Genomic DNA, 23,820 nt, shown 5'->3' with positions numbered 1-23,820 from the left:
GCCTTAAAGCAGACGCCCCGCACTAGGCGGGGCGTCTGTCGATCAGAGTTCGGCGGCGAGGCGCGAGCCCTGGTTGATCGCACGCTTGGCGTCCAGCTCAGCCGCCACGTCGGCGCCACCGATCAGGTGCACGTTCTGGCCGGCGGCGACCAGGCCGTCCTGCAGCTCGCGCAGCGGGTCTTGCCCTGCGCAGACGATCACGGTGTCGACCGGCAGCACCTGCGGCTCGCCTTCGCCAATGCGGATGTGCAGGCCGGCGTCGTCGACCTTGAGGTACTCGACCGAGTTGAGCATCTGCACGTTCTTGTTCTTCAGGCCGGTACGGTGGATCCAGCCGGTGGTCTTGCCCAGGCCGTCGCCGACCTTGGTCTTCTTGCGCTGCAGCAGGAACACTTCGCGCGCCGCCGGATGCACCTCGGCCTTGATCCCGGCGATGCCGCCACGGGCGTCCAGCGCGGTGTCGATGCCCCACTCCTTCCAGAACGCGTCGCGGTTCAGGCTGGTGGTCTCGCCGGCGTGGGTGATGAACTCGGAGACGTCGAAGCCGATGCCGCCGGCGCCGATCACCGCGACCTTCTGGCCGACCGGCTTACGCTGCAGGATGGCGTCCAGGTAGCTGATCACCTTGGCGTTGTCGATGCCTTCGATGGCTGGGGTGCGCGGAGCGATGCCGGTGGCCAGGATGATCTCGTCAAAGCCGCCCTTGGCCAGGTCGTCGACGTTGACGCGGGTGTTCAGACGCAGGTCGACACCCGTGGTTTCCAACTTCTTCTTGAAGTAGCGCAGGGTCTCGTAGAACTCTTCCTTGCCCGGCACGCGCTTGGCCACGTTGAACTGGCCGCCAATCTCGCCGGCCGCGTCGAACAGGGTCACGCTGTGGCCACGCTCGGCGGCTACGGTAGCAGCGGACAGACCGGCCGGGCCAGCGCCGACCACGGCGATCTTCTTCACAGTGGTGGTCGGGATGTAGTTCAGCTCGGTCTCGTGACAGGCACGCGGGTTGACCAGGCAGCTGGTCAGCTTGCCACCAAAGGTGTGGTCCAGGCAGGCCTGGTTGCAGCCGATGCAGGTGTTGATCTCGTCGGCACGGCCTTCGGCAGCCTTGTTGACGAAATCCGGGTCGGCGAGGAACGGACGGGCCATGGAGACCATGTCGGCATCGCCCTCGGCCAGCACCTGGTCGGCCACTTCCGGGGTGTTGATGCGGTTGGTGGTGCACAGCGGGATGCTGACTTCGCCCTTGAGCTTGGCGGTGACCTTGGTGAAGGCCGCGCGCGGCACCTTGGTGGCGATGGTCGGAATACGCGCTTCGTGCCAGCCGATACCGGTGTTGATGATGGTGGCGCCGGCCTTCTCGATGGCCTTGGCCAGCAGGACGATCTCGTCCCAGGTGCTGCCGCCCTCGACCAGGTCGAGCATCGACAGGCGATAGATGATGATGAAGTTCGGGCCTACGGCCTCACGCACGCGGCGAACGATCTCCACCGGCAGGCGCATGCGGTTCTCGTAGCTGCCGCCCCAGCGGTCGGTACGGTGGTTGGTGTGGGCAGCGAGGAACTGGTTGATGAAGTAACCCTCGGAACCCATGATCTCGACGCCGTCGTACTCGGCCTGCTGGGCCAGCACGGAGCAGGTGACGAAGTCCTGGATCTGCTTCTCGATGCCTTCCTCGTCCAGCTCGCGCGGCTTGAACGGGTTGATCGGCGCCTGGATGGCACTCGGTGCCACCGATTTCGGGCTATAGGCGTAGCGGCCGGCATGCAGGATCTGCATGGCGATCTTGCCGCCCGCCTCATGCACCGCCTTGGTGACGATCTTGTGCTTCTCGGCTTCCTCGACGGTGGTCAGCTTGGCCGCGCCGGAGTACACGCCGCCCTCTTCGTTCGGGCCGATGCCGCCGGTGACCATCAGGCCGACGCCGCCACGGGCACGCTCGGCGAAGTAGGCCGCCATGCGCTCGAAACCGCCCGGCTTCTCTTCTAGACCGGTGTGCATGGAGCCCATCAAGGTGCGGTTCTTCAGGGTGGTGAAACCCAGGTCCAGAGGGGCCAGCAGGTTCGGGTAGGCGTTGCTCATGGTCATCTCCACAGCGTCGGGCTTATCACGGGCTGCCACGCACTGATGCGTACGTGGTCGTTGTTGCGGCAGACGATAAAGAGCAGCAGCCGACCGCTCAATGATCGAAATGCACAAGTTATTGATCATAAGTGACAGGCCGACTAGGCAAATACGCTACCTTGCCCTAGGCTGACGGCTTCATTTCCACCAGGCCTAACCATGTTCAAGTTGCTCCACCGCGGCTTCTGGCTGCTCGTCGTCGCGCTGCTGATCGCCTACGCCGCCTGGATCCAGTGGCGTCCCGCCAGCCATTTCCTCAGCGACCTGCGTAGCTCGCTGGCGTTCAGCCAGGGCAGCGACCAAGGTCGCGGAAATTTACTGGGCATCCAGCCCGAGCTGTATCGCGCCGACTACCGCAGCGCCCTGCACCTGCACCGTAAGCTGGCGGCCTATCTGGACAAGGCCAAGGAAGAGGGCCTGCTCAATCCGAAGACGGTGGTGGTGTTGCCCGAACATATCGGCACCTGGCTGGTCGCCGTCGGCGAAAAGCGTGAAGTGTTCGCCGCCCGCGATCTGGCCGAGGCACGCATCTGGCTGGGCCTCAGTCACCCGCTGGAACTGATCCGCGCACTGCTCGCCAACCAAGGCACCGCGCGCTTCAGCGACGCCCTGTTGCGGATGAAGGCCGAGCAGATGGCCGCCGACTACCAGAACCTGTTCGGCGGCCTGGCCGAGACCTACGGGGTAACCATCGTGGCCGGCTCCATCGTGCTGCCGGAGCCGCGCGTCGAGGAAGGCGTGCTGCAGATCGGCGACGGCCCGCTGTACAACGTCAGTCTGGTGTTTGGCAGCGATGGGATGCCACTCGGCCAACCCCAACGCAAGGTGCTGCCACACCGCGACGAAGACAGCTTCACCGCGGGAGCAGCCGACCAGGAACTGCACGTGGTGACCACTCCCGCTGGGCGCCTGGGTGTGCTTATCGGCACCGACAGCTGGCGGACGGAAAGCTACGCGCCGCTCGCCGCCCAGCAGGTGGAGTTGCTGGTGGTACCAGCCTTTTTGCACGGCGATGGTCACTGGAACGGCACCTGGTCCGGCACGCCCACCGATTTGCGCAGTCGTGCCAGCCAGCTCAGCGAGGGCGAGGCCTGGCTTCGCCATTCGCTACCCACGCAACTGAAACAGACTCCAGCAAGGGCCGGCATGGCAGTGTTCATGCGTGGTCAATTATGGGGCCTGGGCAGTGATGGGCGCAGCATGGTGGTGCAACGCGACGGTCAGGAGCTGGTCGACGAAACACCCGGGGCCCGCCTGCTCAACCTGTGGCTATGAGATGAAAGCGACCCGCGTTCGCCTCGGCGATCTGTCCGTCGCCTTCGTCCACGGCCTGGTGGATGCCCTGTCCGAGAAAGGCGTGGCTGCCGATGAGCTGCTGCGTCAGTTTCGCCTTGATGATGCCCGCCTGGCCCTGCCCCGCGAGCGCTTGTCGATTCCGCGCTACATGCGCCTGGGGCATAGCGCCATTGGCCTGTGCGGTGATCGCGCCCTGGGGCTGGAGATGGGTCGCCACAGCCGCATCAGCCAGGCGGGGCTGGCTGGCGTCACCGCTGCCCAGGCACCGACCCTGCGTGAGGCTGCACGTACGCTGATTCGCTTCGAACCACTTTATGCGCACAACTACCGGGGCCACTCGAGTTTCGCGGAAGACGCCGGCGGCGCCTGGCTGGGCTTCTACTCGATCAGCCCGTACAACGACTTCAATCGCTTCGTGGTGGACTCGGTGCTGTCCAGCTGGCGCCACCAGCTCGCCGCGCTGCTGGGCGGAGCTCTGGCGGTCGAGCGGGTGGAGATTGAGTTCCCCGCCCCCGATTACGAAGAACGCTACGAGCAGTGTTTCGGCTGCCCAGTAGAGTTCGGTGCCGCCCACAACCGTCTGCGCCTGGCCAATGCCAGCCTCGACCAGCCGCTGTCGCAGCACTGCCCGAGCACCTGGCAGCAACTGCTGGAGCTGGCCGAACGGGAGCTGGAGCAGCTGACCCGCACCCGCAGCCTGCGCGAGCGCATCACCCACCTGCTGGGTCCGATGCTGCACGGGCGCGAGCCGGGGCTCGATGAGGTGGCGAAGAAGCTCCAGTTGCCCAGCTGGACACTGCGACGCAAGTTGACCGAAGAAGGTACGCAGTTCCGTACCCTGCTCAACGAGACCCGAAGGGATTTGGCGATGGCCTACATTCGCGACACCGAACTGGCATTCGGGGAGATCGCTTATCTGCTCGGATTCGCTTCTGCGGAAGCCTTTCAACGAGCCTTCAAGCGCTGGAGCGGCCAGACTCCTGGCGAGTTCCGCCGCAGTCAACGCCTGGAGAGCGGTTAGAGCTCGGTAGCGTCTTCGGCGGGCTCTACCGGGTCCTGCTCGATGGCACGGGACTCGAGCAGTTCTTCTACGTAATCATCCATTGGAGTTTCTCCTGTCGTTTCTCTGTCGTTGCGTTTGGCTGAAACAAAGACCATGCCAACAGCCTGAAGATTCCCCATGACAAGGCGATGACACGAAAAATCTCGGGGAACACAAACAAAAAGGCCAGCCTGATGGCCGGCCTTCTCGCGCACGATACCAGTTAGCTGGCGCGTGCCATGTTGCGCAAGGCCTTGATCTGATCGTGATTGCGCAGCACGCCGGCGTACTGGCGCTGGATCACCTCGCGCACCTTCAGCGGCAAGGCTTTCTCCTCCAATGCCTCGGCATAGTGCTTCTTGGCGACGTCCTCGCCACGCTCGCATTCGTTGAGGATGGCCTCGTCACTTTTGCCGGTGATCAGCGACTTGAGATCGACCCAACGGCGATGAATGTCACCGCCGACGCTGGTGCTGTCCTCCGGCTTGCCGCCCAGCTCCAGCACCAGGCCCTGCAGCTCGCCGGCGGCCGCCGCACACTCACGGGAGCGGTTGTTGAACAAGGACTGCAGCTGCGGATCCTTGACGTCCTTGGCGCAGGTGCGGAAGCCCGCTTCGCCGTCCTTGCTGGTCTCGATCAGATTGTTGAGGACCTTGATGGTGTCTTTGATGGTATCGCTCATCACTGTCTTCCTTTGCCGGCGCCGCCGGCGGCTGGTGGGATGATTGCAGAGGCGTGGACGCTACCGCGCCGTCTGAAGGTGTCGACTCGACCGCTTCGATAGGTGTTCCACCTAACCGATGGGCGGTCGTTAGAGCCAACAGATCAAGGACTTAGGTCAGATAGGTACCAGCACCAGAGTGCCCAATGGCGGCAGATCAAGACTCAGCGACTGGGGTTGGCCATGGGCCGCCTCCACTGTGCAGTCCAACTCGCCGCGGCTACCGGCACCGGAGCCGAGGAAGCGCTCGTCATCGCTGTTGAGCAACACCTGCCAACGGCCACGCTGAGGCACGCCGACGTGATAGGCATTGCGTGGTATCGGGGTGAAGTTGTGCACCACCAGTAGCGGCGGCTCGCCCTCGGCGTGCCGCAGCCAGGCGAACACGCTGTTGCGCTGGTCATCGCCGATCAGCCACTGGAAACCTTCGGCACGGCCATCCTGGCGGTGCAACGCCGGATAGTCGCGGTACAGCCGATTGAGTTCGCGAACCAGGTTCTGCACGCCAGCGTGCTCGCCGTAGCGCAGCAGGTACCAGTCCAGCTGCTGGTCGTGGTCCCACTCGCGCCACTGGCCGAACTCGCAGCCCATGAACAGCAGCTTCTTGCCCGGGTGCATCCACATGTTGCTGAGGAACAGGCGCAGGTTGGCGAACTGTTGCCAGCGGTCGCCGGGCATCTTGCCCAGCAGCGAACCTTTGCCGTGCACCACTTCGTCGTGGGAGATGGGCAGGACGAAGTGCTCGGAGAAGGCGTAGATCAGGCCGAAGGTCAGTTGGTGGTGATGGAAGCTGCGGTGCACCGGGTCCTGCTGGATGTAGGCCAGGCTGTCGTGCATCCAGCCCATGTTCCACTTGTAGGCAAAGCCCAGGCCGCCCTCGCCGCTCGGCCGACTAACACCTGGCCAGGCGGTGGACTCTTCGGCGATCACCAGAACGCCAGGCGCCTCGCTGGCGACCACTTCATTGAGATGGCGGAGAAACTCGATGGCCTCCAGGTTCTCGCGCCCACCGTGGCGGTTGGGAATCCACTCGCCATCCTTGCGCGAGTAGTCGCGGTAGAGCATCGAGGCCACCGCATCCACGCGCAGGCCGTCGATGTGGTAAGTGCGCAGCCAGTGCAGTGCCGAGGCCAGCATGAAGCCGTGCACTTCGGTGCGGCCAAGGTTGTAGATGAAGGTGTCCCAGTCCTGATGGAAGCCCTCGAACGGGTGCTCGTACTCGTACAGCGCCGTGCCGTCGAAGCGCGCCAGGCCGTGCTCGTCGGTGGGAAAATGCGCCGGCACCCAGTCGAGGATCACGCCGATACCGGCCCGGTGGCAGGCGTCGACGAAGGCGGCGAAGTCCGCCGGCGAGCCATAGCGCGAGGTCGGCGCGAACAGCGACAGCGGCTGGTAGCCCCAAGAACCGCCGAACGGGTGCTCCATCACCGGTAGCAGTTCGATGTGGGAGAAGCCCAGGTCCTGCACGTAGGGAATCAGCCGCTCGGCCAGCTCGGCCCAGGTCGGCGGACGCTCGTCGACGTGCTGCCAGGAGCCGACATGCACCTCGTAGATGCTCAGCGGCCGGTCATGGCCCTGGACCTCCTGGCGGCGCTCCATCCAGTCCTGGTCCTGCCAGTGGAAATCCAGCGAAGCGACAACGCGCGAACCGGTGGCTGGCGGCAGCTCGCCCTCCAGCGCCAGCGGATCGGCCTTGAGCGGCAGCACACCATCAGCGCCGAGGATCTCGAACTTGTACACGGTGCCGGCGCCCAGGCGCGGAATGAACAGCTCCCAGACACCGCTCGGGTAGCGCAGGCGCATGGGATGGCGGCGCCCGTCCCAACCGTTGAAATCACCAACCACCGACACCCGCCGGGCATTCGGCGCCCACACCGCAAAGCGCACGCCGGACACGTCGCCCAGTTGTGTCAGCTGGGCACCCAGGCAGCGACCAAGATCACGGTGATTACCCTCGGCGAACAGGTACAGGTCGATATCACCGAGCAACTCGCCGAACGCATACGGGTCCTCGGTTTCCTGCTCAGCCTGTGGCCAGTGGATGCGCAGGCGGTACGGCTGTGGCTTGGCCAGGCGCAGGCTGAACAAGCCGCCGGCATCCTCCAGTTGCATGGCGCCGAGCAGCTCGCCGCTGTCGGCGGCCAGCAGTTCGACGGCCAACGCACCGGGCAGCCAGACCCGCACCAGGCTGCCGTCACCGTCCGGGCGCGGACCGAGGAAGGCAAAGGGGTCGCCATGCTCGGCGCGGCGCAGACGTTCCAGGTCAGTCATCAACGGTTTCCCTGCAGTTGGTGAACCAGCTCCAGCAGCCCATGCAATGGCACATCCAGCCAGTCCGGACGATGGGCGGCTTCATACAGAATCTCGTAGGCGGCCTTCTCGATGCTGAACAGCGCCAACGCAGCGCCCTCACCTTCGCGGGCGTGCCACTCGTGCGGCAGGTCAGCGGCGGCCAGGCGGTAGGCATCGTAGAAGGCCGTGCGCGCCTCGCTGCGGTAACGCGAGGCAATGCGCTGCCGGGCCACGGAGGCCTCGTCGGACAGGTCAGTACCTTGTGCGTTACGCAGCGCCACGGCGGCGGCATAGTCGAAGGAGCGCAGCATGCCCGACACATCCTTCATCGGGCTGTGGCGCTGGCGGCGCTGCTCCAGCGGGCGGCTCGGCTCGCCTTCGAAATCGATGAGGTAGGCATCGCCCTGCACCACCAGCACCTGGCCCAGGTGCAGATCGCCATGAACGCGGATGCGGATGCCACCGGCAGATAGCCGCGCCAGGTCCATGACCAGGCGCAGTAGCTCGTCGCGCTGCTGCACCAAATGGTCAACCTGGCGCTGGTCGGCCTCGCTCAGGCGCTCGCGGCTCTGCTGCAGTGCATCCAGCGCCTGCTGTAGCTGTGCGCCGATGGACTCGCCCCAGGCCTGGCTGTCCGCCTCGTCGCTGGGGCGCAGGCCAAAGTCGGGATCGTCACTGGGCTTGGCCAGCACCAGGTGCATTTCACCCAGGCGCCGGCCGAGGGTGGCGGCGAAAGTCTGCAGCTCCGCCAGTGCGTCGTACTCGCTCTGCACGTTGGAGATGCCGCCACTGAGTTCGTCACGAATGGCACGCTGCAGGTTGTCGAGGGTCCAGCCCCAGGCATCGCCCTGGTTACTCAGGTAGCCCTGCAGGATCATCAGGGTGAAGGATTCACCGGCACCGTCGATCCTGCGTACCTCGCCCAGCATCGGCGCAATGTTGGCGTAGCCGTTGGCCGTGAGGAAGCCGCCCATCTCCGCCTCCGGGTGCACACCGGAGAACAGGCGGCGTACCAGCTTGAGCACCATGCGCTCGCCAATGATCACCGAGCTGTTGGATTGCTCGGCGGCGATCAGGCGCGTCTCCTCGCCCGCCACCGCCGGATAGTCGGAGAAGCCGGCGGCAGCCAGGAAGTGGATCTCGCCACCGCCTGCCTGCAGCACCTGGCGGCCATGCAGATGGGCAAGCACTTCATAGGTGAATGCCGGCAGGCTGAAGCCATCGGTCAGCAGGCCGACCTGGCGGCCGCGACGCAGGCGGGCCAGGGCCAGTTGCTGGGCCAACGGGTTGCCGGCCGAACCTTCGTCGACATAGGCCAGCGGTAGCTGGTAACGCTCACCGCCGACGCTGATCTCGGCCAGGGCACGCAGATCGCCGAACGGCTGCACATACGTCAGCTCCGGCTGCGCGACGCTATCGCCATGGCCGGCGAACCAGCGCCGACGGTCCAGGTAACTGCTCAGCAGGTCGCTCTCCAACACACCACGAGTGGGTGCCTGGGCCAGCTCCTGCAGATCACGCTTGATCACCAGGGTCGGCAGCTCGGCCATGCGCTCCACCGGTGCCACGTGCCAACTGGGCATCTGCGAGACATCGGCCAGGTAGAACCAGTAGAAGCCGTAGGGCGGCAGGGTCAGCAGGTAGGTCATCTCGCCGATCGGCGGGAAGGACGAGCCGCCGACCATCTCCACCGGCACCCGGCCGTCATAGGCGGACAGCTCCAGCTCCACTGCCTGGGCTGCCCGCGACAGGTTGGCCACACAGAGAATGCTTTCGTCGCGGCCATCGGCACCGCGGAACTCGCGCAGGTAGGCGAGGATGCGCCGATTGCTCGGCGTGAGCATCTTCAGGCTGCCCCGGCCGAAAGCCTGCTGCTGCTTGCGCACGGCCAGCATGCGGCGCATCCAGTTGAGCTGGGAGTGGGCGTCGCGGGCCTGAGCCTCGACGTTGACAGTCTGGTAGCCGTACAGCGGGTCCATGATCGGTGGCAGCACCAGGCTGGCCGGATCGGCACGGGAAAAGCCCCCGTTACGGTCCATCGACCACTGCATGGGCGTGCGCACACCGTCGCGGTCACCGAGATAGATGTTGTCGCCCATGCCGATCTCGTCGCCGTAGTACAACACCGGCGTGCCGGGCATCGACAACAACAGGCTGTTGAGCAGTTCGATGCGGCGGCGATCGCGCTCCACCAGCGGCGCCAGGCGACGACGGATACCCAGGTTGATCCGCGCACGCTGGTCGGCGGCGTAGTAGTTCCACAGGTAGTCGCGCTCGTCGTCGGTGACCATCTCCAGGGTCAGCTCATCGTGGTTGCGCAGGAAGATCGCCCACTGGCAGTTGGCCGGAATATCCGGCGTCTGGCGCAGGATGTCGGTGATCGGGTAGCGGTCTTCCTGGGCGATGGCCATGTACATGCGCGGCATCAGCGGGAAGTGGAAGGCCATGTGGCATTCGTCGCCCTCGCCTCCGTCGCTCCCACCGCCGAAGTACGGCCGGGTGTCCTCCGGCCACTGGTTGGCTTCGGCCAGCAGCAGCCGGTCGGTGTAGCGCTCGTCCAGTGCCGTGCGGATGCGTTTGAGCACCACATGGGTTTCGGCCAGGTTCTCGTTGTTGGTGCCGTCGCGCTCGATCAGGTAGGGAATGGCGTCCAGGCGCAGGCCATCCACGCCCATGTCCAGCCAGTAGCGCATCACCCCGAGCACCGCACGCAGCACCTGCGGGTTGTCGAAGTTGAGGTCCGGCTGGTGCGAGTAGAAGCGGTGCCAGAAGTACTGGCCGGCGACCGGGTCCCAGGTCCAGTTGGACTTCTCGGTGTCGAGGAAGATGATCCGCGTGCCGGTGTACTTGTCGTCCGTGTCGGACCACACGTACCAGTCACGTGCCTTGGAGCCCTTCTTGGCACAGCGTGCGCGCTGGAACCAGGGATGCTGGTCGGAGGTGTGGTTGATGACCAGCTCCGTGATCACCCGCAGCCCGCGCTTGTGCGCCTCGGCGATGAAGCGGCGGGCATCAGCCAGGGTGCCGTAATCCGGGTGCACGCCCTTGTACAAGGCGATGTCGTAACCGTCGTCTCGGCGTGGCGAGGGATAGAACGGCAGCAGCCAGAGAGTGTTCACGCCCAGGTCGGCGATGTAGTCGAGCTTGTCGATCAGCCCGGCGAAGTCACCGATGCCGTCATTGTTGGCATCGAAGAACGACTTCACATGCAGCTGGTAGATCACCGCATCCTTGTACCACTGCGGATCGTCGAGAAAGGGCTTGCTTCGGGCCATGGCGATATTCCTCTCAACGCACCGGGCGTACGCGCCAGATGCCGAATGGCAAGTGCCAGGGTTCGATGCGCATCCACTGTGTCTTACCGTGCCAGGTCCAGCGGTGGCCGTTCATCAGGTCCTCGCCTTCCAGCGCGGCATCGTCGGCAAGGCCGAACTCCCACAGCGGCAATTCGAAATGCGCTTCCTGGGCCTGGTGCGGATCGAGGCTGATCGCCACCAGGATGAAGTTGTCGCGTTCGGCGGTGTGCTTGCCGAAGTACAGGATGTTGTCGTTCCACACCGGGTAGGTGTGGAAGCCGAGATGGCTGTGCAGCGCGCGGTTGTCGCGGCGGATCTGGTTGAGCCGGGTGATCTCACCAATGATGTTGCCGGGTGCGTGGTAATCGCGCGGGCGCAGCTGGTACTTCTCCGAGTCGAGGTACTCCTCCTTGCCCGGCACCGGCGCCGACTCGCACAGCTCGAAGCCGGAATACATGCCCCACAGGCCCGAGCCCATGGTCGCCAGCGCGGCGCGGATCAGGAAACCGGCGCGGCCACTGTGATGCAGGAAGTACGGATTGATGTCCGGCGTATTGACGAAGAAGTTGGGCCGGTAGCACTCGCGCCAGGGCGACTGGTTCAGCTCGGAGAGGTACTCGGCCAGTTCCTGCTTGGTGTTGCGCCAGGTGAAGTAGGTGTAGCTCTGGGCGAAGCCAAGCTTGCCCAGGCGCGCCATCATCGCCGGCCGGGTGAAGGCCTCCGCCAGGAAGATCACCTCAGGATTCGAACGACGCACCTCGGCGATCAGCCATTCCCAGAACGGCATCGGCTTGGTGTGCGGGTTGTCCACGCGGAACAGGGTGACGCCCTGCTCTACCCAGCCTTGCACCACCTCCAGCAGCGCCAGCCACAGCTCCGGTACGGCGGCTTCGGCGTAGAAGTCGACGTTGACGATGTCCTCGTACTTCTTCGGCGGGTTCTCGGCATGGCGGATGGTGCCGTCCGGACGCCAGCTGAACCAGCCCGGATGCTGCTGCAGCCAGGGATGGTCGGGCGAGCACTGGATGGCGAAATCCAGCGCCACCTCCAGGCCATGGTTGCGCGCCGCATCCACCAGTTCGCGGAAGCCCTCCAGGCTGCCCAGCTCGGGATGCACCGCCTCGTGCCCACCCTCTGCGCTGCCGATGGCGTAGGGGCTGCCGGGATCGTCCGGCCCGGCCTTGAGGCTGTTGTTCGGGCCCTTGCGGTGGGTGCGGCCGATGGGGTGAATGGGCGGGAAATACAGCACGTCGAAACCCATGGCGACGATGTCCGGCAGGCGTCGCTGTACGTCGCTAAAGGTGCCGTGGCGTTGCGGGTCGCCGCTTTCCGAGCGGGGAAACAGCTCGTACCAACTGGCGAACTGCGCCAGCTGGCGATCCACATCCAGCGGGAACACCACGCTGCGCACCAGGTGCGGGCGATGCTCGGCGCGGCCCATCAGCTCGCTGGTAAGCGGGTCGAGCAGCACCGCCACACGCTGGTCCAGCGACTGGCAATCCGCGAACCGGGTCAGCAGTTCGACGAAACGCTCGGCCAGACTGGCCGGTGCGCCAGAGCCGATTTCGCGCAACAGCTGCTCACCCTCCTGCACCTCCAGATGGACCGGCACACCGGCCGCGTACTTCTTCTTCAGCTCGTAGTGATAGCTGGCATAGAGGTCTTGCCAGGCCTCGATGACGAACTCCACGCGCCCCGGCGCATCAGGGGCCAGCCAGGCCTGCCAGTGGTCGTTGCCCTGGGCACGCATCGGTACGCGGCACCAGCTTGACTCACCGTCCCGGCGCCACAACAGAGACGCAGCGATTTGGTCATGGCCATCGGTGAAGATCACCGCCCGCACCTCCAGCGCCTCATTCGCCAGGCACTTGGCAGCGAAGCGTCCCGCCTCCACCTGAGGCGTCACCGACTCGATGGCGATGCGGGCGGTCTTGGCTGCATGGAGGGCGGTGTTGCGAGCTTCGGCCTGGCGAATCGAATGCATCTCGGCGGGCTCCTTGACGCCTGGCGGACGTAGGCTGGGGATGAAAGAGGTAGACCGGAACGGACACCGGCGCATGGAATTCCGAGCCCGGCGCGCCGGTAAAAGTTCAGGTCGCTTACAGCGGAATCCCGTCGGCATAGAGCACGCCGCGCTCGGGATGGATATCGAGAATGGCGCACAACATGCGCTCGGCGGCATCCTCCGCCTCGCGCTCACAGACGCAGCTTGGGTCGATCACCCAGAGCACACTGACTTCGCCGCCGTAGCGCTTCGGCTGGTACTCGATCAGGCCGATGAAACTGGCACCGTTGTACATGGCGTCGGTCCAGGCGGTGCAATGTTCGAACTCACGGAACATGGCTTGAGCCTCAATGATCGGGTGGCTGCCGCCGAGCCTCACGTTCGAGCAGCGGCATGGCGTGCAGAATGAGTAGCGCCAATACAGTGGCCAGCAGGGCGGTGCCCTCACGCCCCAGGCCCACGGCGATGCCGATGGCCGTGCTGAACCACAGCGAGGCCGAGGTGGTAAGGCCCTTGATCTGGCTGATGGTGTCGCCCTTGAGGATGGTGCCGGCACAGAGGAAGCCGATACCGGCGGCGATGCCCTGGATCGCTCGGCTGATGGCATCGTGCTCGGCCCCATCGAGGTCCAGCACCATCACGAACAGCGCCGCGCCCAAAGTGACCAGCATGTGGGTGCGCAATCCGGCAGCCTTGCCCTTGGCCTGGCGCTCAAAACCGAGCAATCCGCCCAGCACAGCCGCCATGGTCAGGCGCAACCCAGCTCGAAACATCTGTTCGGGTTGGCCCAGGTCAGCGAACTCGTCGTACACCACCGCCCAGAGGTAATCACTCAGCTCCACGGCAGGCGCTGACCTGGGCGCAGGCTCAGCAGCGCCTGCCGTTCACCCGGCAGCAGGAAGCGCTGGCCGCCGCAACGGCTGCAGCACTCATGCAGCAGATCGCTGCCACACACACGCGGTACCACCGAAGAAGAGCTGGGAAACCACTGGCAGCCGGAAATCAGACAAAGAAGAGGCATGACGAAAGCTCCATATCCGTGGGATCACAAGGGAAAGACCCTGCTGGAGCGCGGAAGGTTTGAGGAATTTTCGAACTATCGGGCGGACGCCGAATTCTCTGGAAAGAGGCCGTGCTCACACGGCGCATGTGGAGGCGAAGCTCATGGCACGCGGCAGCAAAGACAAGTACACGGACAAACAGAAGCGCAAAGCGGCGCATATCGAGGAAAGTTACGAGGCGCGGGGCGTTCCCACCGAGGAAGCCGAAGCCCGCGCCTGGGCGACAGTGAACAAGCAGTCCGGCGGCGGCGAACGCAAGGGCGGCTCCGGCCAGGCTACAAGTCCGCAGCAGAAGGCTGCGGCGCGGAAGTCTTCGGCACGCCGCGCGGTAGCAACACGGCAGGGCGTGCCGCGCCCAGGTGACAAGCTGGAATCCATGACCCGTCAGGAGCTAATGGACCTGGCCCGCAAGCGCGACATCAGCGGCCGCTCGAGCATGCGCAAGGCAGAGTTGCTCAACGCGCTGCGCTGAGCCGCTATGACTATGGTTCTTGGTCTGCGTTCGGCGGCGAGACCTGATCAGTCCAGGGCTTGCCGTCGAGGGGCGCCGAGCGGGCCAGCTCCGCTTCGTCCAGACCGATACCACCTCCGATGCGCGAGCCATCCACCACGCTCAGCTCCTTGTCCGCAGGCCCAGCGACGCCATGATCACCCGGCGAATACTCTCCACTTTCATCAATGAGAGTTTCCGGACTGAGGTCATCCATGGTCACGTTGTCCTCGTGGACACTGTCCGTCAGAGCCTCGCCGCCGCTCATACCAGCCTGTGCTTCGCGCTCTGCAGGGAACTCCTTCTCAACCTCAGCCGCTGAGCGCTCGTCACCGATCCGCCCTTTTCGTTCGTCGCGACGCTCATCGAAGTCCAGCTCATGCATGGAGCCCATACTGTCTTCGGTGTCATCTATTTCTACCACCCGGTTCTTGTGCTCGCTCATGGCGCTACTCCTGTGACAGTGATCGTCCATTGTCGACTGGCCCATGAGGGAATGATTCAGGCTGTTTGCGTAGGAGAGAGAGGATGGGAGCAGGCGTTTCTTATGCACTTTCTTGCGTGCAGAAGCCAGAGAAGCGGCTTTATATACCTACATGGAATTAAAAAAAACTGAACACCTCTTACCCTCGTTCCTCCCAATAAGTGTGCCCGCTGGGCACGCACCTAGATTACTAACGAGGAATGTGATTATGGCTGGACATCGAGGTGGTAAAGGTAACTTTGCGGAAGACCCCCAGCGCGCTTCCGAGGCCGGCAAAAAAGGTGGCCATGTAAGCGGCGGGAATTTCAGGAACGACCCACAGCGTGCCTCCGAGGCAGGTCGCAAAGGCGGCCAGAATAGCCACGGCGGGCGCAACTAGCGCGTGAGTAGTTCGAGGGCGGGGCAGATGCTTCGCTCTCGCGCTGCGGTCAGCGTGCGCCTGCCCCGTCGCCCTGCACCGCAGCATCTCTCTCTTCTTCCTTTCCTGCACCAAACGTATTGTCCCAGATCAGACGCGGGTCGAAGGTAACCGCAGCGGTCATGGTCAGAATCACCACGCTGGCAAAAGCCGCCGCTCCGAGATTGGCCTCTATGCTGGCCAGATTACCGAAGTTGACCACGGCGACCAGGATCGCAATGACAAAGATGTCCAGCATCGACCAGCGTCCGATCCACTCGATGAAGCGGTACATGAGGATGCGTTGGCGCGCCGACATGGGCTGATGACGCTGCACTGAATAGAGCAGCAAAGCGATGCCCACCAGTTTGAAGGTGGGCACCAGGATGCTGGCAACGAACACCACCATGGCGATGGGCAGCATGTCCGCATGCATCAGCTCCACCACCCCCTCCATGATGGTCGAAGGCATGCCCTGGCCGAGAAAGTTCACCGTCATGATCGGCAAGATGTTGGCCGGGATGTAGAGAATCGCGGCGGTTACCAGTAACGCCCAGGTGCGGGCGATGCTGTCCGGGCGCCGGGCATGCAGCTTCGAGCCGCAGCGGGTGCAGTGCTGAACCTCGTTCTCGTTCAGATACTCCAGCTTATGGCATTCGCCACAGACGATGATCCCGGCATCAAGTGCGCGCATGGCCACCCTCCTCCTCACTCAGCGCATCCCATACCTGATGCGGCGACATGGTCACCTCCAGCCATACCTGCGCCATCATCAGGGCGATGAAGCAGGCCAGGCCGATGCCCAGGTGCAGCTCGGCCATGTCGATCAGCTTGACGATGGAGACCAGGATGCCGAACAGGTAAACCTCGAGCATCCCCCATTCGCGCATGTGGTGGTAAATGCGATAGCTGTGACACGCCAGCGGCCGTAGTGTCGGGCGTGGCATCGCTAGCAGGACGAACAGCTGACAGAGCAGCTTGAGCAGCGGCACCAGCATGCTGCAGAAGAACACCACCACAGCGACGCCCTGCATACCCGAGGCGTAGAGCCCCAGCACACCGCTCCACACGGTATCCACCGCACTCTGGCCCAGCATGTTCAAGCTCATGATCGGCAGGAAGTTGGCTGGCACGAACAAGATCAGTGCGGTCAGCACCAGTGCCAGCGAGCGGCGACGCATGTGCGAGCGGTGCACGATCATCTCGAAGCCGCACCGCGGACAGCAGGCCTTCTGCTCTTCGCCGACATCCGGGTAGTGCATGAGCAGATCGCACTCATGGCAGGCGATCAGCTTGTCCAGTGGCGGCAACTGCCCGGGTGTCAGATTGTCGGCTTGCGCCATGTCCCACCTCTCGATGCGGAGCCCGTGTCCGGACCGTTCCTAGATATTACCCGCTCTGCGCGGCTTTGCCGTCGGCCGTGGTGAGAGTTCGTGCTAGGGTGCCCATGAGCACTTGCCCGAGCGGTTTACATGCGCCCGTTTCCCTTTATCACTCTGCTCGCCCTACTCTGCCAGCCGGTGCTCGCGCACGACTATCGTGCCGGCCACCTGCAGATCGAGCATCCATGGGCACTGGCCTTGCCAGACGACACTCAGGCCCTATCCGTCTACTTCATGCTGTACAACCACGGCGAACAGGATGACCGCCTGCTCGGCGCCAGTTCGCCGAGCGCTACCCGTGCGGAACTGCACACGCATATCCCGCTGGGCAAGGTCCTGAGGATGCAGAAGGTCGACTCCGTGGGCATTCCTGCCAGTGGCAAGGCCCGCTTCGGGGTAGGCGGCAACCACGCCATGCTGTTCGGCCTGAATCGCCCCTTGGTGGCTGGAACGCATCTACCGTTGACCCTGGAGTTCGAGAAAGCCGGCAAGGTCGAAGTGGAAGTCTTCATCGAGGCGGATATACCGACCAACGAACATCCGCACTGATCTCGTCAGTCACGATCCAGCAAGTGGAAGCGCGGCAGCGACAGGCGCCAGTGGATAGCGGCCAAACGGGTGAGCAACACGGCCAGCATGGCGATACCGGTATCCAGCCAGTGCGGTGTATCCATCGCGCGCAGCACGATGAACACCAGCGAGCCGAGGATGCAGGCGGTGGCGTAGATCTCCTTCTGGAAAATCAGCGGGATCTCGTTACAGATCACATCGCGCATCACCCCACCGGCCACACCGGTCATCACACCCATGATCACTGCCGTGCTATGCGGCACGTTGTGTTGCAACGCCACTTCGGTACCAATCACGGTGAACACCGCCAGTCCAAAGGCATCGGCAATCAGCAAGCCACGCTCGTGGATCGGCCGGGTCAGACGCACCCACAGCACAGTGGCAACCGCAGAGATCGATGCAACGACGATGTAGGTATCGTTGCGAATCCAGCTGACCGGGTGGTTGTCGAGGATCAGGTCACGCAACGTACCACCACCCAGCGCGGTGATGATCGCGATGACCAGCACGCCGAACAGGTCCATGGACTTGCGTCCCGCCATCAGAGCGCCGGTGATGGCGAAGACCGCAACGCCGAACAGATCGGCAAGATAGAAAAGCTGCTGCATGCTGTCAGCTGACGGGAGAACGCATGGTCACAAACTCCTCGGCGGCGGTCGGATGAATGCCCAGGGTGTCGTCGAAGATGCGCTTGGTCGCTCCCGCCTTGAGCGCCACAGCCAGGCCCTGGACGATCTCTCCGGACTCCGGCCCGACCATATGGCAACCGAGCACCTTGTCGTTCTTGGCGTCGACTACCAGTTTCATCAGCGTGCGTTCCTGGCTCTCGGTGAGCGTCAGCTTCATCGGCCGGAAACGACTCTCGAACACCTTCACCTCATGCCCCTGCTCGCGCGCCTGCTCCTCGGTAAGGCCGACGGTGGCGATGTTCGGCAGGCTGAATACGGCAGTGGGGATCAGGCTGTAGTCCAGCTTGCGGTATTCGTCCGGCTTGAACAGCCGACGCGCCACGGCCATGCCTTCGGCCAGGGCAACCGGGGTAAGCTGCACGCGGCCGATCACGTCGCCAAGGGCCAGGATCGACGGCTCGCTGGTCTCGAATTGGTCGTTGACCTGAATGAAGCCCTTGTCGTTCAGCGCCACGCTGGTGTTTTCCAGGCCCAGGTTGTCCAGCATCGGCCGGCGCCCGGTGGCATAGAACACGCAGTCGGTCTCGAGCCGTCGGCCATCCTTCAGGGTAGCCAGCAGGCTGCCGTCGGCCTGGCGCTCAATAGCGGTGATGTCGGTGTTGAACTGCAGGTCAAGGCCCTTCTTCTCCAGCTCCTCCTTGAGATGCTTGCGTACGGCGCCGTCGAAGCCACGCAGGAACAGATCCTTGCGATACAGCAACGAAGTCTCGGCACCAAGGCCATGGAAGATAGAAGCGAATTCAACAGCGATGTAGCCGCCGCCCACTACCAGCACGCGCTTGGGAAGTTGCTCGAGGAAGAACGCCTCGTTGGAGGTGATCGCCAGTTCCTTGCCGGGGATATCCGGCACCTGCGGCCAGCCACCGGTGGCAATCAGAATGTGTTTGGCGCTGTGGCGCTGGCCGTTGATCTCGACCTCATGCGGACCAGTCAGTTTGGCGTGACCATCCAGCAGGGTCACACCATTGTTCACCAGCAAGTTACGGTAGATGCCATTGAGCCGCTGGATTTCGCGGTTCTTGTTGCCAATCAGGGTCGGCCAGTCGAACTGGGGCTCACCCGAGCTCCAACCAAAGCCCGCAGCCTGTTCGAAGTCCTCGGCGAAATGTGCCCCGTACACCAGGAACTTCTTCGGCACGCAGCCAACGTTGACACAGGTACCGCCCAGATAGCGGCTCTCGGCCACCGCCACCTTGGCACCGAAGCCGGCCGCGAAACGGGCGGCACGCACACCACCGGAACCGGCGCCAATCACGAACAGGTCGAATTCATAGGACATTTGCAGTTCTCCTTACAGGCGGCCAGCATACCGGAGAGCTCGGAGGCTGCGTGTATGCTGGAACAATGTAGGACTAGACCCGAACCGCGCCACCGCGGTTCGTCCGGAGGACCACATGCGCCCCACCCTCACTCATATCGCCTTGCACGTACCGGAGCTACAGCCCTGCGTGGACTTCTACCGCGAGTTCTGCGGCATGCACGTGATCCACGAGCGCACTGGCAAAGGCTCGAAGATCGTCTGGATGGCCGAACCTGGCAAGGAGCACGAGTTTATCTTCGTGATCATGCCAGGCGGCAACAACCGTCAACTGGCCACAGACGATTACAGCCACTTCGGCTTCGCCGTGGATAACCGCGAGGCAGTGGACGCGATCGCCTCGCGAGCCGCAGATAGCGGCTGTTTGGTCTGGCCAGCACGCGACGAGCCCTATCCGGTGGGCTATTACTGCGGTCTGCGCGACCCCGCTGGCAACTACATCGAGTTCAGCTACGGCCAGCCGCTGGGACCTGGCTCGGGAGCGCTGACAATCCCCTGAATCGAACAGCCTGAAATGACAAAGCCACCCGAAGGTGGCTCTGGCTGACTTGCTGACCTGTCAGTAGGCTTTGCCAGTCTTGTACAGGTTCTCGAAGCAGAAGTTGGTAGCGTCGATGTAACCCTCGGCGCCGCCGCAGTCGAAACGCTTGCCCTTGAACTTGTAGGCGATGACGCAGCCGTCCTGGGCCTGCTTCATCAGGGCGTCGGTAATCTGGATCTCACCCCCCTTGCCTGGCTCGGTATTCTCGATCAGATCGAAGATGTCCGGGGTCAGGATGTAACGGCCAATGATCGCCAGGTTAGACGGGGCATCTTCCGGCTTCGGCTTCTCGACCATGTTGTTCACCCGGAAGATATCGTCACGGATCATCTCGCCAGCGATCACGCCATATTTGGAGGTCTCCTCCGGCGGTACTTCCTGAATGGCGACAATGGAGCAGCGGAACTGGTTGTACAGCTTGACCATCTGCTGCAGAACGCCGTCGCCTTCGAGGTTAAAACACAAGTCGTCCGCCAGAACCACGGCGAACGGCTCGTCGCCAATCAGCGGGCGGCCGCTGAGGATGGCATGGCCGAGCCCCTTCATCTCAATCTGGCGGGTATAGGAGAAGCTGCACTCCTCGATCAGCCGGCGGATGCCGACCAGGTACTTCTCCTTGTCGGTACCCTGGATCTGGTGCTCGAGTTCGTAACTGATGTCGAAATGGTCCTCCAGCGCCCGCTTACCGCGGCCGGTAACCATCGCGATCTCAGTCAGCCCCGCCTCAAGAGCCTCCTCGACGCCATACTGGATCAATGGCTTGTTGACGACCGGTAGCATTTCCTTGGGCATCGCCTTGGTGGCAGGCAGGAAGCGAGTACCGTAGCCGGCCGCCGGAAACAGACATTTCTTGATCATGGCAATCCTTGGAATTGCGAGGGGCTGAGTTGCCGCGCAGTCTAATCACGCGGCGTCAGCCTTACAATGCCCCGCCGGCGGCCTGCCAATGCCACGATAAAGGAAGCCAAGCTGCGCTATCTCCACGGGGTCGTAGATATTGCGGCCATCGAAGATGATAGGCATGCGCATGGCCGCCCGAACCCGCTCGAAATCCGGCTGACGAAATTGCTTCCATTCTGTCACCAGCACCAGCGCATCGGCTCCCTCGACCGCCATGTAGGGCGATTCTCCAAGGCGCAACTGGCCTGACTCCAAAGCCTCTGCGTAGCGCGCGGTCATCGCAGGACAGGCTACCGGATCGCACGCCTGGACACGGGCACCTGCCGCCAATAACGCATCCAGCAGAACGAGACTGGGAGCCTCGCGCAGGTCATCGGTGCCAGGCTTGAACGACAGCCCCCAGAGCGCAACCACACGTCCCTGCAGAAAACCATTGAAGTGCTCGCGCACGGACTGAAACAGCAACGTCTTCTGCAGGGCGTTGCGTGCCTCGACCGCTCGCAGGATGGCCGGCTCGAAGCCTTCTAGCTCTGCGGCACGAATAAGGGCACGCACATCTTTAGGAAAGCAGGAGCCGCCATAGCCACATCCGGCATAGATGAAGTGCGTGCCGATGCGCCTGTCGCTGCCGATGCCCCTGCGTACGTCCTCGATGTCCACCCCCAGACGGGAACAGAGCCCTGCCATCTCGTTCATGAAGGAAATCTTGGTAGCGAGGAAGGCATTTGCCGCGTATTTGGTGAACTCGGCAGCGCGAACACCCATGTTCAGTACCCGATCATGGTTCCGCAGGAATGGCGCATACAGACGGCGCAGCTGATCGGCGCTGTCCTCGTCATCACACCCCAGCACCACTCGATCCGGCCGCATGAAATCCTCTACAGCGCTGCCCTCCTTCAGAAACTCCGGGTTGCTCGCCACCGTCACCTGAAAGGACAAACCGCGAGCAGCCAGCTGACGGTTGATCCTCTGGCCGACGCGCTCGGCCGTGCCGACAGGCACTGTGGACTTGTCAACGATCAGGCAAGGGGCAATCAGCGTCTGCCCTAACTGATCAGCCACCGCCAGCACATGGCCGAGATCGGCCGAGCCGTCCTCGCCTGTCGGCGTACCGACGGCGATGAATACGACCTGCGCCTGGCGTAGGCCTTCGGCCAGCACGCCGGTAAAGCTCAGCTGGCCGCTGGCAAGATGCGCCTTCAGCATGGGCTCGAGCCCCGGCTCATAGATCGGCACCCTGCCGTTTGCCAACTGGGCCAGACGTGAGGAGTCTCGCTCCACACAGATCACCCGGTTGCCCATCTCGGCAAAGCAGCTCGCCGTCACCAGCCCCACATAGCCCGCTCCGATCACGCACAGTCGCATCGCCGCTCTCCTGCAGTCGCCTATTGAGATTGCAACGCAGGCTTATGGCGAGCCGATGACGAGCTTGTGACAAATCGCAGGCAACAAAAAACCCGGCCGGAGCCGGGTTTTCTGCAGAGCACCAAGCCAAATTACTGAGCTTGAGCTTCCACTTCAGCTTCTACGCGACGGTTGACCGCGCGACCGGCTTCGGTGGCGTTATCGGCAACCGGGCGGGATTCGCCGTAACCAACGGAGCCAACACGCTCGGAACCTACACCGTACTGATTGACCAGCACTTCACGAACAGCGTTGGCACGACGCTCGGACAGCTTCTGGTTGTAGGCGTCGGTGCCGACCGAGTCGGTGTGGCCTTCAACAGTAGTGTTGGTTTGCGGGTACTGGTTCATGAAGTCAGCCAGGTTCTTGATGTCGCTGTAGCTTTCTTCTTTGACCTTGGACTTGTCGAAGTCGAACTTCACGTCCAACTCGACACGTACGGTTTCAGCCGGCTCCGGGGTCGGAGCGACTTCTGCAACCGGCTCAGGAGCCGGCTCAGCGACCGGTGCCGGGACCGGCTTGGAGCCGCCACCGAAGTTCAGGCCGATACCAACGCTCGGGGCCCACTCGGTGTCGCCCTGGTCGATGTTGTACTGGGCTTCGACGCCAGCGCGGGCATAGAAGTTTTCGGTGAAGTAGTACTTGGCACCACCGCCCAGGTTGGCGAAGGTGGAGCCGTTGCGACCGCTACGGCCGTTCTGGCCGATGCTCTGGTCGGAGAAACCGGCAGAAACGTACGGACGCAGGCTGTCGCTCGGGGTGTTGAAGTGGTACAGAGCATCCAGGGCAGTGTTGGAGCCCTTGATGTTGCGGCCATCGTCGGCACGAGCGTTGTGCACTTCGTCGTAACCCAGGCGCAGTTCGACATCATCGGTCAGGAAGTAACCGATGGAACCGCCGAAGAGATTGCCGTCGTTGTCGAACTCGCGAGCGCTGTCGAAGTATTGCTTCTTGGCGAAGCCTTCGATTTCAACAGCACCCTGGCCTTGGGCCAGAGCATTCAGCGAAGAGACAGCAACCAGCGAGCCGATGACAGCGCCCAAGGTGTTTTTCAGTTTCATCCGTAAATCCCCATCAGAAGACGATTAATAGTTGCCTGCCCGGAGGCCGGGAACAACAAGGCGGCGATTGTAACAAAACCACCCATTACGGTGTATGTATATTTCGCGCACCCAGCGCGTAAGAAACGCTTCGGCTAATTAAGTTTCACCAATATTGCCGAATTTTTCCCGGAGTCGATCCAGCGCACGTTTGTAGCGCATCTTCGTTGCGCTCAATCCCATATGCATTATGTCGGCGATCTCTTGGAACTCCAGCTCCGCAACGAATCGCAACACCAGTATTTCCCGATCAATCGGATTGACGTGCACCAACCATCGGTCCAGGCCTCCTTTCTCTTCCAGCTTGGGAGCCTTCTCTTCAGAAGCCTCTTCCAGCGGATCAAGGCTGAGCGCATCCAGAAGTCGGCGCTTACGGCGCTCCTTACGGTACTGAGTGATGCATTCGTTATAGGTGATACTGTACAGCCAAGTCTTGAACTTCGATTTGCCTTCGAAATTCTTCAGCCCGTAAAGGACCTTGAGCATGACTTCCTGGCAGACATCATCAGCATCCCTATCATTGCCCAGATAACGGGCGCACACGTTGAATAGGGTGCGCTGGTAACGGCGCATCAGCTCTTCGTATGCCCGGGTGACATGAAACAGCTCGACGTGTGCACGCTGCACCAGCTCCTCATCCGAGAGCTCGCGTGGATCGTACCGCGTGGAATGCGATTGGGCCTTGTTCAAAACAACTCGTGCCGACAGTCAGGT

At 63.0% G+C, this 23,820-nt stretch carries 24 protein-coding genes; 6 read left to right on the top strand and 18 right to left on the bottom strand.

Features of this window, described 5'->3' with window-relative positions; genetic code table 11:
- Positions 1-42: 42 nt before the first annotated feature.
- Complete coding sequence (locus IB234_RS23020) at positions 43-2,076, bottom strand: FAD-dependent oxidoreductase (protein WP_412547948.1); 2,034 nt, start codon at positions 2,074-2,076, stop codon at positions 43-45.
- Positions 2,077-2,277: 201 nt separating this feature from the next.
- Here IB234_RS23020 and IB234_RS23015 point away from each other — a divergent pair, with 201 nt between their 5' ends.
- Both IB234_RS23015 and IB234_RS23010 read left to right on the top strand, forming a co-directional pair.
- Complete coding sequence (locus IB234_RS23015; protein WP_192322181.1) at positions 2,278-3,393, top strand: carbon-nitrogen hydrolase family protein; 1,116 nt, start codon at positions 2,278-2,280, stop codon at positions 3,391-3,393.
- A 1-nt stretch (position 3,394) separates the two neighbouring features.
- The gene (locus IB234_RS23010; protein ID WP_192322180.1) at positions 3,395-4,435 is read left to right on the top strand and encodes an AraC family transcriptional regulator; all 1,041 of its coding nucleotides are present in this window, start codon (positions 3,395-3,397) and stop codon (positions 4,433-4,435) included.
- On the opposite strand, the gene IB234_RS23005 is transcribed toward IB234_RS23010, so the two are convergent.
- From IB234_RS23005 to IB234_RS22970, 8 genes are all read right to left on the bottom strand, one after another.
- Complete coding sequence (locus IB234_RS23005; protein WP_192322228.1) at positions 4,432-4,671, bottom strand: hypothetical protein; 240 nt, start codon at positions 4,669-4,671, stop codon at positions 4,432-4,434. The genes IB234_RS23010 and IB234_RS23005 overlap by 4 nt on opposite strands.
- Positions 4,672-4,679: 8 nt before the next feature.
- A complete protein-coding gene (locus IB234_RS23000; RefSeq protein WP_192322179.1) occupies positions 4,680-5,138 on the bottom strand; it encodes a PA2169 family four-helix-bundle protein in 459 nt (152 codons plus the stop codon).
- Between the two features lie 156 nt (positions 5,139-5,294).
- Positions 5,295-7,448 carry a 1,4-alpha-glucan branching protein GlgB gene (gene glgB, locus IB234_RS22995; protein WP_192322178.1) on the bottom strand — a complete coding sequence of 718 codons (2,154 nt, stop codon included), beginning with the start codon at positions 7,446-7,448 and terminating at the stop codon, positions 5,295-5,297.
- Entirely contained in the window at positions 7,448-10,744 is a 3,297-nt protein-coding gene (gene treS, locus IB234_RS22990; protein ID WP_192322177.1) for a maltose alpha-D-glucosyltransferase, read from the bottom strand. Before treS ends, glgB begins: the two co-directional genes overlap by 1 nt.
- A 13-nt stretch (positions 10,745-10,757) precedes the next feature.
- On the bottom strand, positions 10,758-12,749 hold the full coding sequence (locus IB234_RS22985) for an alpha-1,4-glucan--maltose-1-phosphate maltosyltransferase (protein WP_192322176.1): 1,992 nt from the start codon (positions 12,747-12,749) through the stop codon (positions 10,758-10,760).
- Between the two features lie 115 nt (positions 12,750-12,864).
- A complete protein-coding gene (locus tag IB234_RS22980) occupies positions 12,865-13,107 on the bottom strand; it encodes a hypothetical protein (protein WP_192322175.1) in 243 nt (80 codons plus the stop codon).
- Between the two features lie 10 nt (positions 13,108-13,117).
- Positions 13,118-13,612 (bottom strand): MgtC/SapB family protein, encoded by a 495-nt coding sequence (locus IB234_RS22975; RefSeq protein WP_192322174.1) that lies wholly within the window; start codon positions 13,610-13,612, stop codon positions 13,118-13,120.
- Positions 13,603-13,791: a PSPA7_2676 family Cys-rich small protein gene (locus tag IB234_RS22970; protein WP_192322173.1), complete on the bottom strand. Its 189-nt coding sequence runs from the start codon at positions 13,789-13,791 to the stop codon at positions 13,603-13,605. Before IB234_RS22970 ends, IB234_RS22975 begins: the two co-directional genes overlap by 10 nt.
- 143 nt (positions 13,792-13,934) lie before the next feature.
- Here IB234_RS22970 and IB234_RS22965 point away from each other — a divergent pair, with 143 nt between their 5' ends.
- Entirely contained in the window at positions 13,935-14,303 is a 369-nt protein-coding gene (locus IB234_RS22965) for a Rho termination factor N-terminal domain-containing protein (RefSeq protein WP_192322172.1), read from the top strand.
- A gap of 10 nt (positions 14,304-14,313) precedes the next feature.
- Here IB234_RS22965 and IB234_RS22960 read toward each other — a convergent pair whose 3' ends face one another.
- Complete coding sequence (locus IB234_RS22960) at positions 14,314-14,766, bottom strand: phosphotransferase system, HPr-related protein (protein WP_192322171.1); 453 nt, start codon at positions 14,764-14,766, stop codon at positions 14,314-14,316.
- Positions 14,767-15,013: 247 nt separating this feature from the next.
- Here IB234_RS22960 and IB234_RS22955 point away from each other — a divergent pair, with 247 nt between their 5' ends.
- Positions 15,014-15,184 (top strand): general stress protein, encoded by a 171-nt coding sequence (locus IB234_RS22955; RefSeq protein ID WP_192322170.1) that lies wholly within the window; start codon positions 15,014-15,016, stop codon positions 15,182-15,184.
- Between the two features lie 49 nt (positions 15,185-15,233).
- On the opposite strand, the gene IB234_RS22950 is transcribed toward IB234_RS22955, so the two are convergent.
- The gene (locus tag IB234_RS22950; RefSeq protein WP_192322169.1) at positions 15,234-15,896 is read right to left on the bottom strand and encodes a paraquat-inducible protein A; all 663 of its coding nucleotides are present in this window, start codon (positions 15,894-15,896) and stop codon (positions 15,234-15,236) included.
- Entirely contained in the window at positions 15,883-16,545 is a 663-nt protein-coding gene (locus tag IB234_RS22945) for a paraquat-inducible protein A (RefSeq protein WP_192322168.1), read from the bottom strand. Before IB234_RS22945 ends, IB234_RS22950 begins: the two co-directional genes overlap by 14 nt.
- A 129-nt stretch (positions 16,546-16,674) precedes the next feature.
- Here IB234_RS22945 and IB234_RS22940 point away from each other — a divergent pair, with 129 nt between their 5' ends.
- Positions 16,675-17,133 carry a copper chaperone PCu(A)C gene (locus IB234_RS22940; RefSeq protein WP_192322167.1) on the top strand — a complete coding sequence of 153 codons (459 nt, stop codon included), beginning with the start codon at positions 16,675-16,677 and terminating at the stop codon, positions 17,131-17,133.
- Positions 17,134-17,138: 5 nt separating this feature from the next.
- Here IB234_RS22940 and IB234_RS22935 read toward each other — a convergent pair whose 3' ends face one another.
- Together IB234_RS22935 and gorA are read right to left on the bottom strand one after the other, a co-directional pair.
- Positions 17,139-17,762 carry a trimeric intracellular cation channel family protein gene (locus IB234_RS22935; RefSeq protein ID WP_192322166.1) on the bottom strand — a complete coding sequence of 208 codons (624 nt, stop codon included), beginning with the start codon at positions 17,760-17,762 and terminating at the stop codon, positions 17,139-17,141.
- Between the two features lie 4 nt (positions 17,763-17,766).
- Positions 17,767-19,122: a glutathione-disulfide reductase gene (gene gorA, locus IB234_RS22930; protein WP_192322165.1), complete on the bottom strand. Its 1,356-nt coding sequence runs from the start codon at positions 19,120-19,122 to the stop codon at positions 17,767-17,769.
- A gap of 115 nt (positions 19,123-19,237) precedes the next feature.
- Here gorA and IB234_RS22925 point away from each other — a divergent pair, with 115 nt between their 5' ends.
- Positions 19,238-19,660, top strand: a complete 423-nt coding sequence (locus IB234_RS22925; protein WP_192322164.1) for a VOC family protein — start codon at positions 19,238-19,240, stop codon at positions 19,658-19,660.
- Positions 19,661-19,720: 60 nt separating this feature from the next.
- On the opposite strand, the gene galU is transcribed toward IB234_RS22925, so the two are convergent.
- From galU to sigX, 4 genes are all read right to left on the bottom strand, one after another.
- Positions 19,721-20,560, bottom strand: coding sequence for a UTP--glucose-1-phosphate uridylyltransferase GalU (gene galU / locus IB234_RS22920; RefSeq protein ID WP_192322163.1), 840 nt, complete (start codon positions 20,558-20,560; stop codon positions 19,721-19,723).
- 45 nt (positions 20,561-20,605) lie between these two features.
- A complete protein-coding gene (locus IB234_RS22915) occupies positions 20,606-21,967 on the bottom strand; it encodes a UDP-glucose dehydrogenase family protein (RefSeq protein ID WP_192322162.1) in 1,362 nt (453 codons plus the stop codon).
- Positions 21,968-22,098: 131 nt separating this feature from the next.
- Entirely contained in the window at positions 22,099-23,067 is a 969-nt protein-coding gene (locus tag IB234_RS22910) for an OmpA family protein (RefSeq protein ID WP_192322161.1), read from the bottom strand.
- A gap of 138 nt (positions 23,068-23,205) precedes the next feature.
- The gene (sigX, locus tag IB234_RS22905; RefSeq protein ID WP_192322160.1) at positions 23,206-23,796 is read right to left on the bottom strand and encodes an RNA polymerase sigma factor SigX; all 591 of its coding nucleotides are present in this window, start codon (positions 23,794-23,796) and stop codon (positions 23,206-23,208) included.
- Positions 23,797-23,820 lie beyond the last annotated feature (24 nt).

It is taken from the genome of Pseudomonas sp. PDM16 (assembly GCF_014851865.1).
In the GTDB taxonomy this organism is placed as follows: Bacteria; Pseudomonadota; Gammaproteobacteria; order Pseudomonadales; family Pseudomonadaceae; genus Aquipseudomonas.
This window is presented reverse-complemented; position numbering and strand designations above follow the sequence as displayed.

Excerpts from the sequence above, each read along its gene's own strand:
- IB234_RS22960 (WP_192322171.1), bottom strand. The coding sequence starts at position 14,766 with ATGAGCGAGCACAAGAACCGGGTGGTAGAAATAGATGACACCGAAGAC.
- IB234_RS22980 (WP_192322175.1), bottom strand. The coding sequence starts at position 13,107 with ATGTTCCGTGAGTTCGAACATTGCACCGCCTGGACCGACGCCATGTAC.
- IB234_RS22970 (WP_192322173.1), bottom strand. The coding sequence starts at position 13,791 with ATGCCTCTTCTTTGTCTGATTTCCGGCTGCCAGTGGTTTCCCAGCTCT.
- IB234_RS22985 (WP_192322176.1), bottom strand. The coding sequence starts at position 12,749 with ATGCATTCGATTCGCCAGGCCGAAGCTCGCAACACCGCCCTCCATGCA.
- gorA (WP_192322165.1), bottom strand. The coding sequence starts at position 19,122 with ATGTCCTATGAATTCGACCTGTTCGTGATTGGCGCCGGTTCCGGTGGT.
- IB234_RS23015 (WP_192322181.1), top strand. The coding sequence starts at position 2,278 with ATGTTCAAGTTGCTCCACCGCGGCTTCTGGCTGCTCGTCGTCGCGCTG.
- IB234_RS22935 (WP_192322166.1), bottom strand. The coding sequence starts at position 17,762 with ATGCAGCAGCTTTTCTATCTTGCCGATCTGTTCGGCGTTGCGGTCTTC.
- IB234_RS22940 (WP_192322167.1), top strand. The coding sequence starts at position 16,675 with ATGCGCCCGTTTCCCTTTATCACTCTGCTCGCCCTACTCTGCCAGCCG.
- IB234_RS22910 (WP_192322161.1), bottom strand. The coding sequence starts at position 23,067 with ATGAAACTGAAAAACACCTTGGGCGCTGTCATCGGCTCGCTGGTTGCT.
- IB234_RS22950 (WP_192322169.1), bottom strand. The coding sequence starts at position 15,896 with ATGCGCGCACTTGATGCCGGGATCATCGTCTGTGGCGAATGCCATAAG.
- glgB (WP_192322178.1), bottom strand. The coding sequence starts at position 7,448 with ATGACTGACCTGGAACGTCTGCGCCGCGCCGAGCATGGCGACCCCTTT.
- galU (WP_192322163.1), bottom strand. The coding sequence starts at position 20,560 with ATGATCAAGAAATGTCTGTTTCCGGCGGCCGGCTACGGTACTCGCTTC.
- IB234_RS23020 (WP_412547948.1), bottom strand. The coding sequence starts at position 2,076 with ATGAGCAACGCCTACCCGAACCTGCTGGCCCCTCTGGACCTGGGTTTC.
- IB234_RS22925 (WP_192322164.1), top strand. The coding sequence starts at position 19,238 with ATGCGCCCCACCCTCACTCATATCGCCTTGCACGTACCGGAGCTACAG.
- IB234_RS22945 (WP_192322168.1), bottom strand. The coding sequence starts at position 16,545 with ATGGCGCAAGCCGACAATCTGACACCCGGGCAGTTGCCGCCACTGGAC.
- IB234_RS23010 (WP_192322180.1), top strand. The coding sequence starts at position 3,395 with ATGAAAGCGACCCGCGTTCGCCTCGGCGATCTGTCCGTCGCCTTCGTC.
- IB234_RS22955 (WP_192322170.1), top strand. The coding sequence starts at position 15,014 with ATGGCTGGACATCGAGGTGGTAAAGGTAACTTTGCGGAAGACCCCCAG.
- IB234_RS22915 (WP_192322162.1), bottom strand. The coding sequence starts at position 21,967 with ATGCGACTGTGCGTGATCGGAGCGGGCTATGTGGGGCTGGTGACGGCG.
- IB234_RS22965 (WP_192322172.1), top strand. The coding sequence starts at position 13,935 with ATGGCACGCGGCAGCAAAGACAAGTACACGGACAAACAGAAGCGCAAA.
- treS (WP_192322177.1), bottom strand. The coding sequence starts at position 10,744 with ATGGCCCGAAGCAAGCCCTTTCTCGACGATCCGCAGTGGTACAAGGAT.
- IB234_RS23000 (WP_192322179.1), bottom strand. The coding sequence starts at position 5,138 with ATGAGCGATACCATCAAAGACACCATCAAGGTCCTCAACAATCTGATC.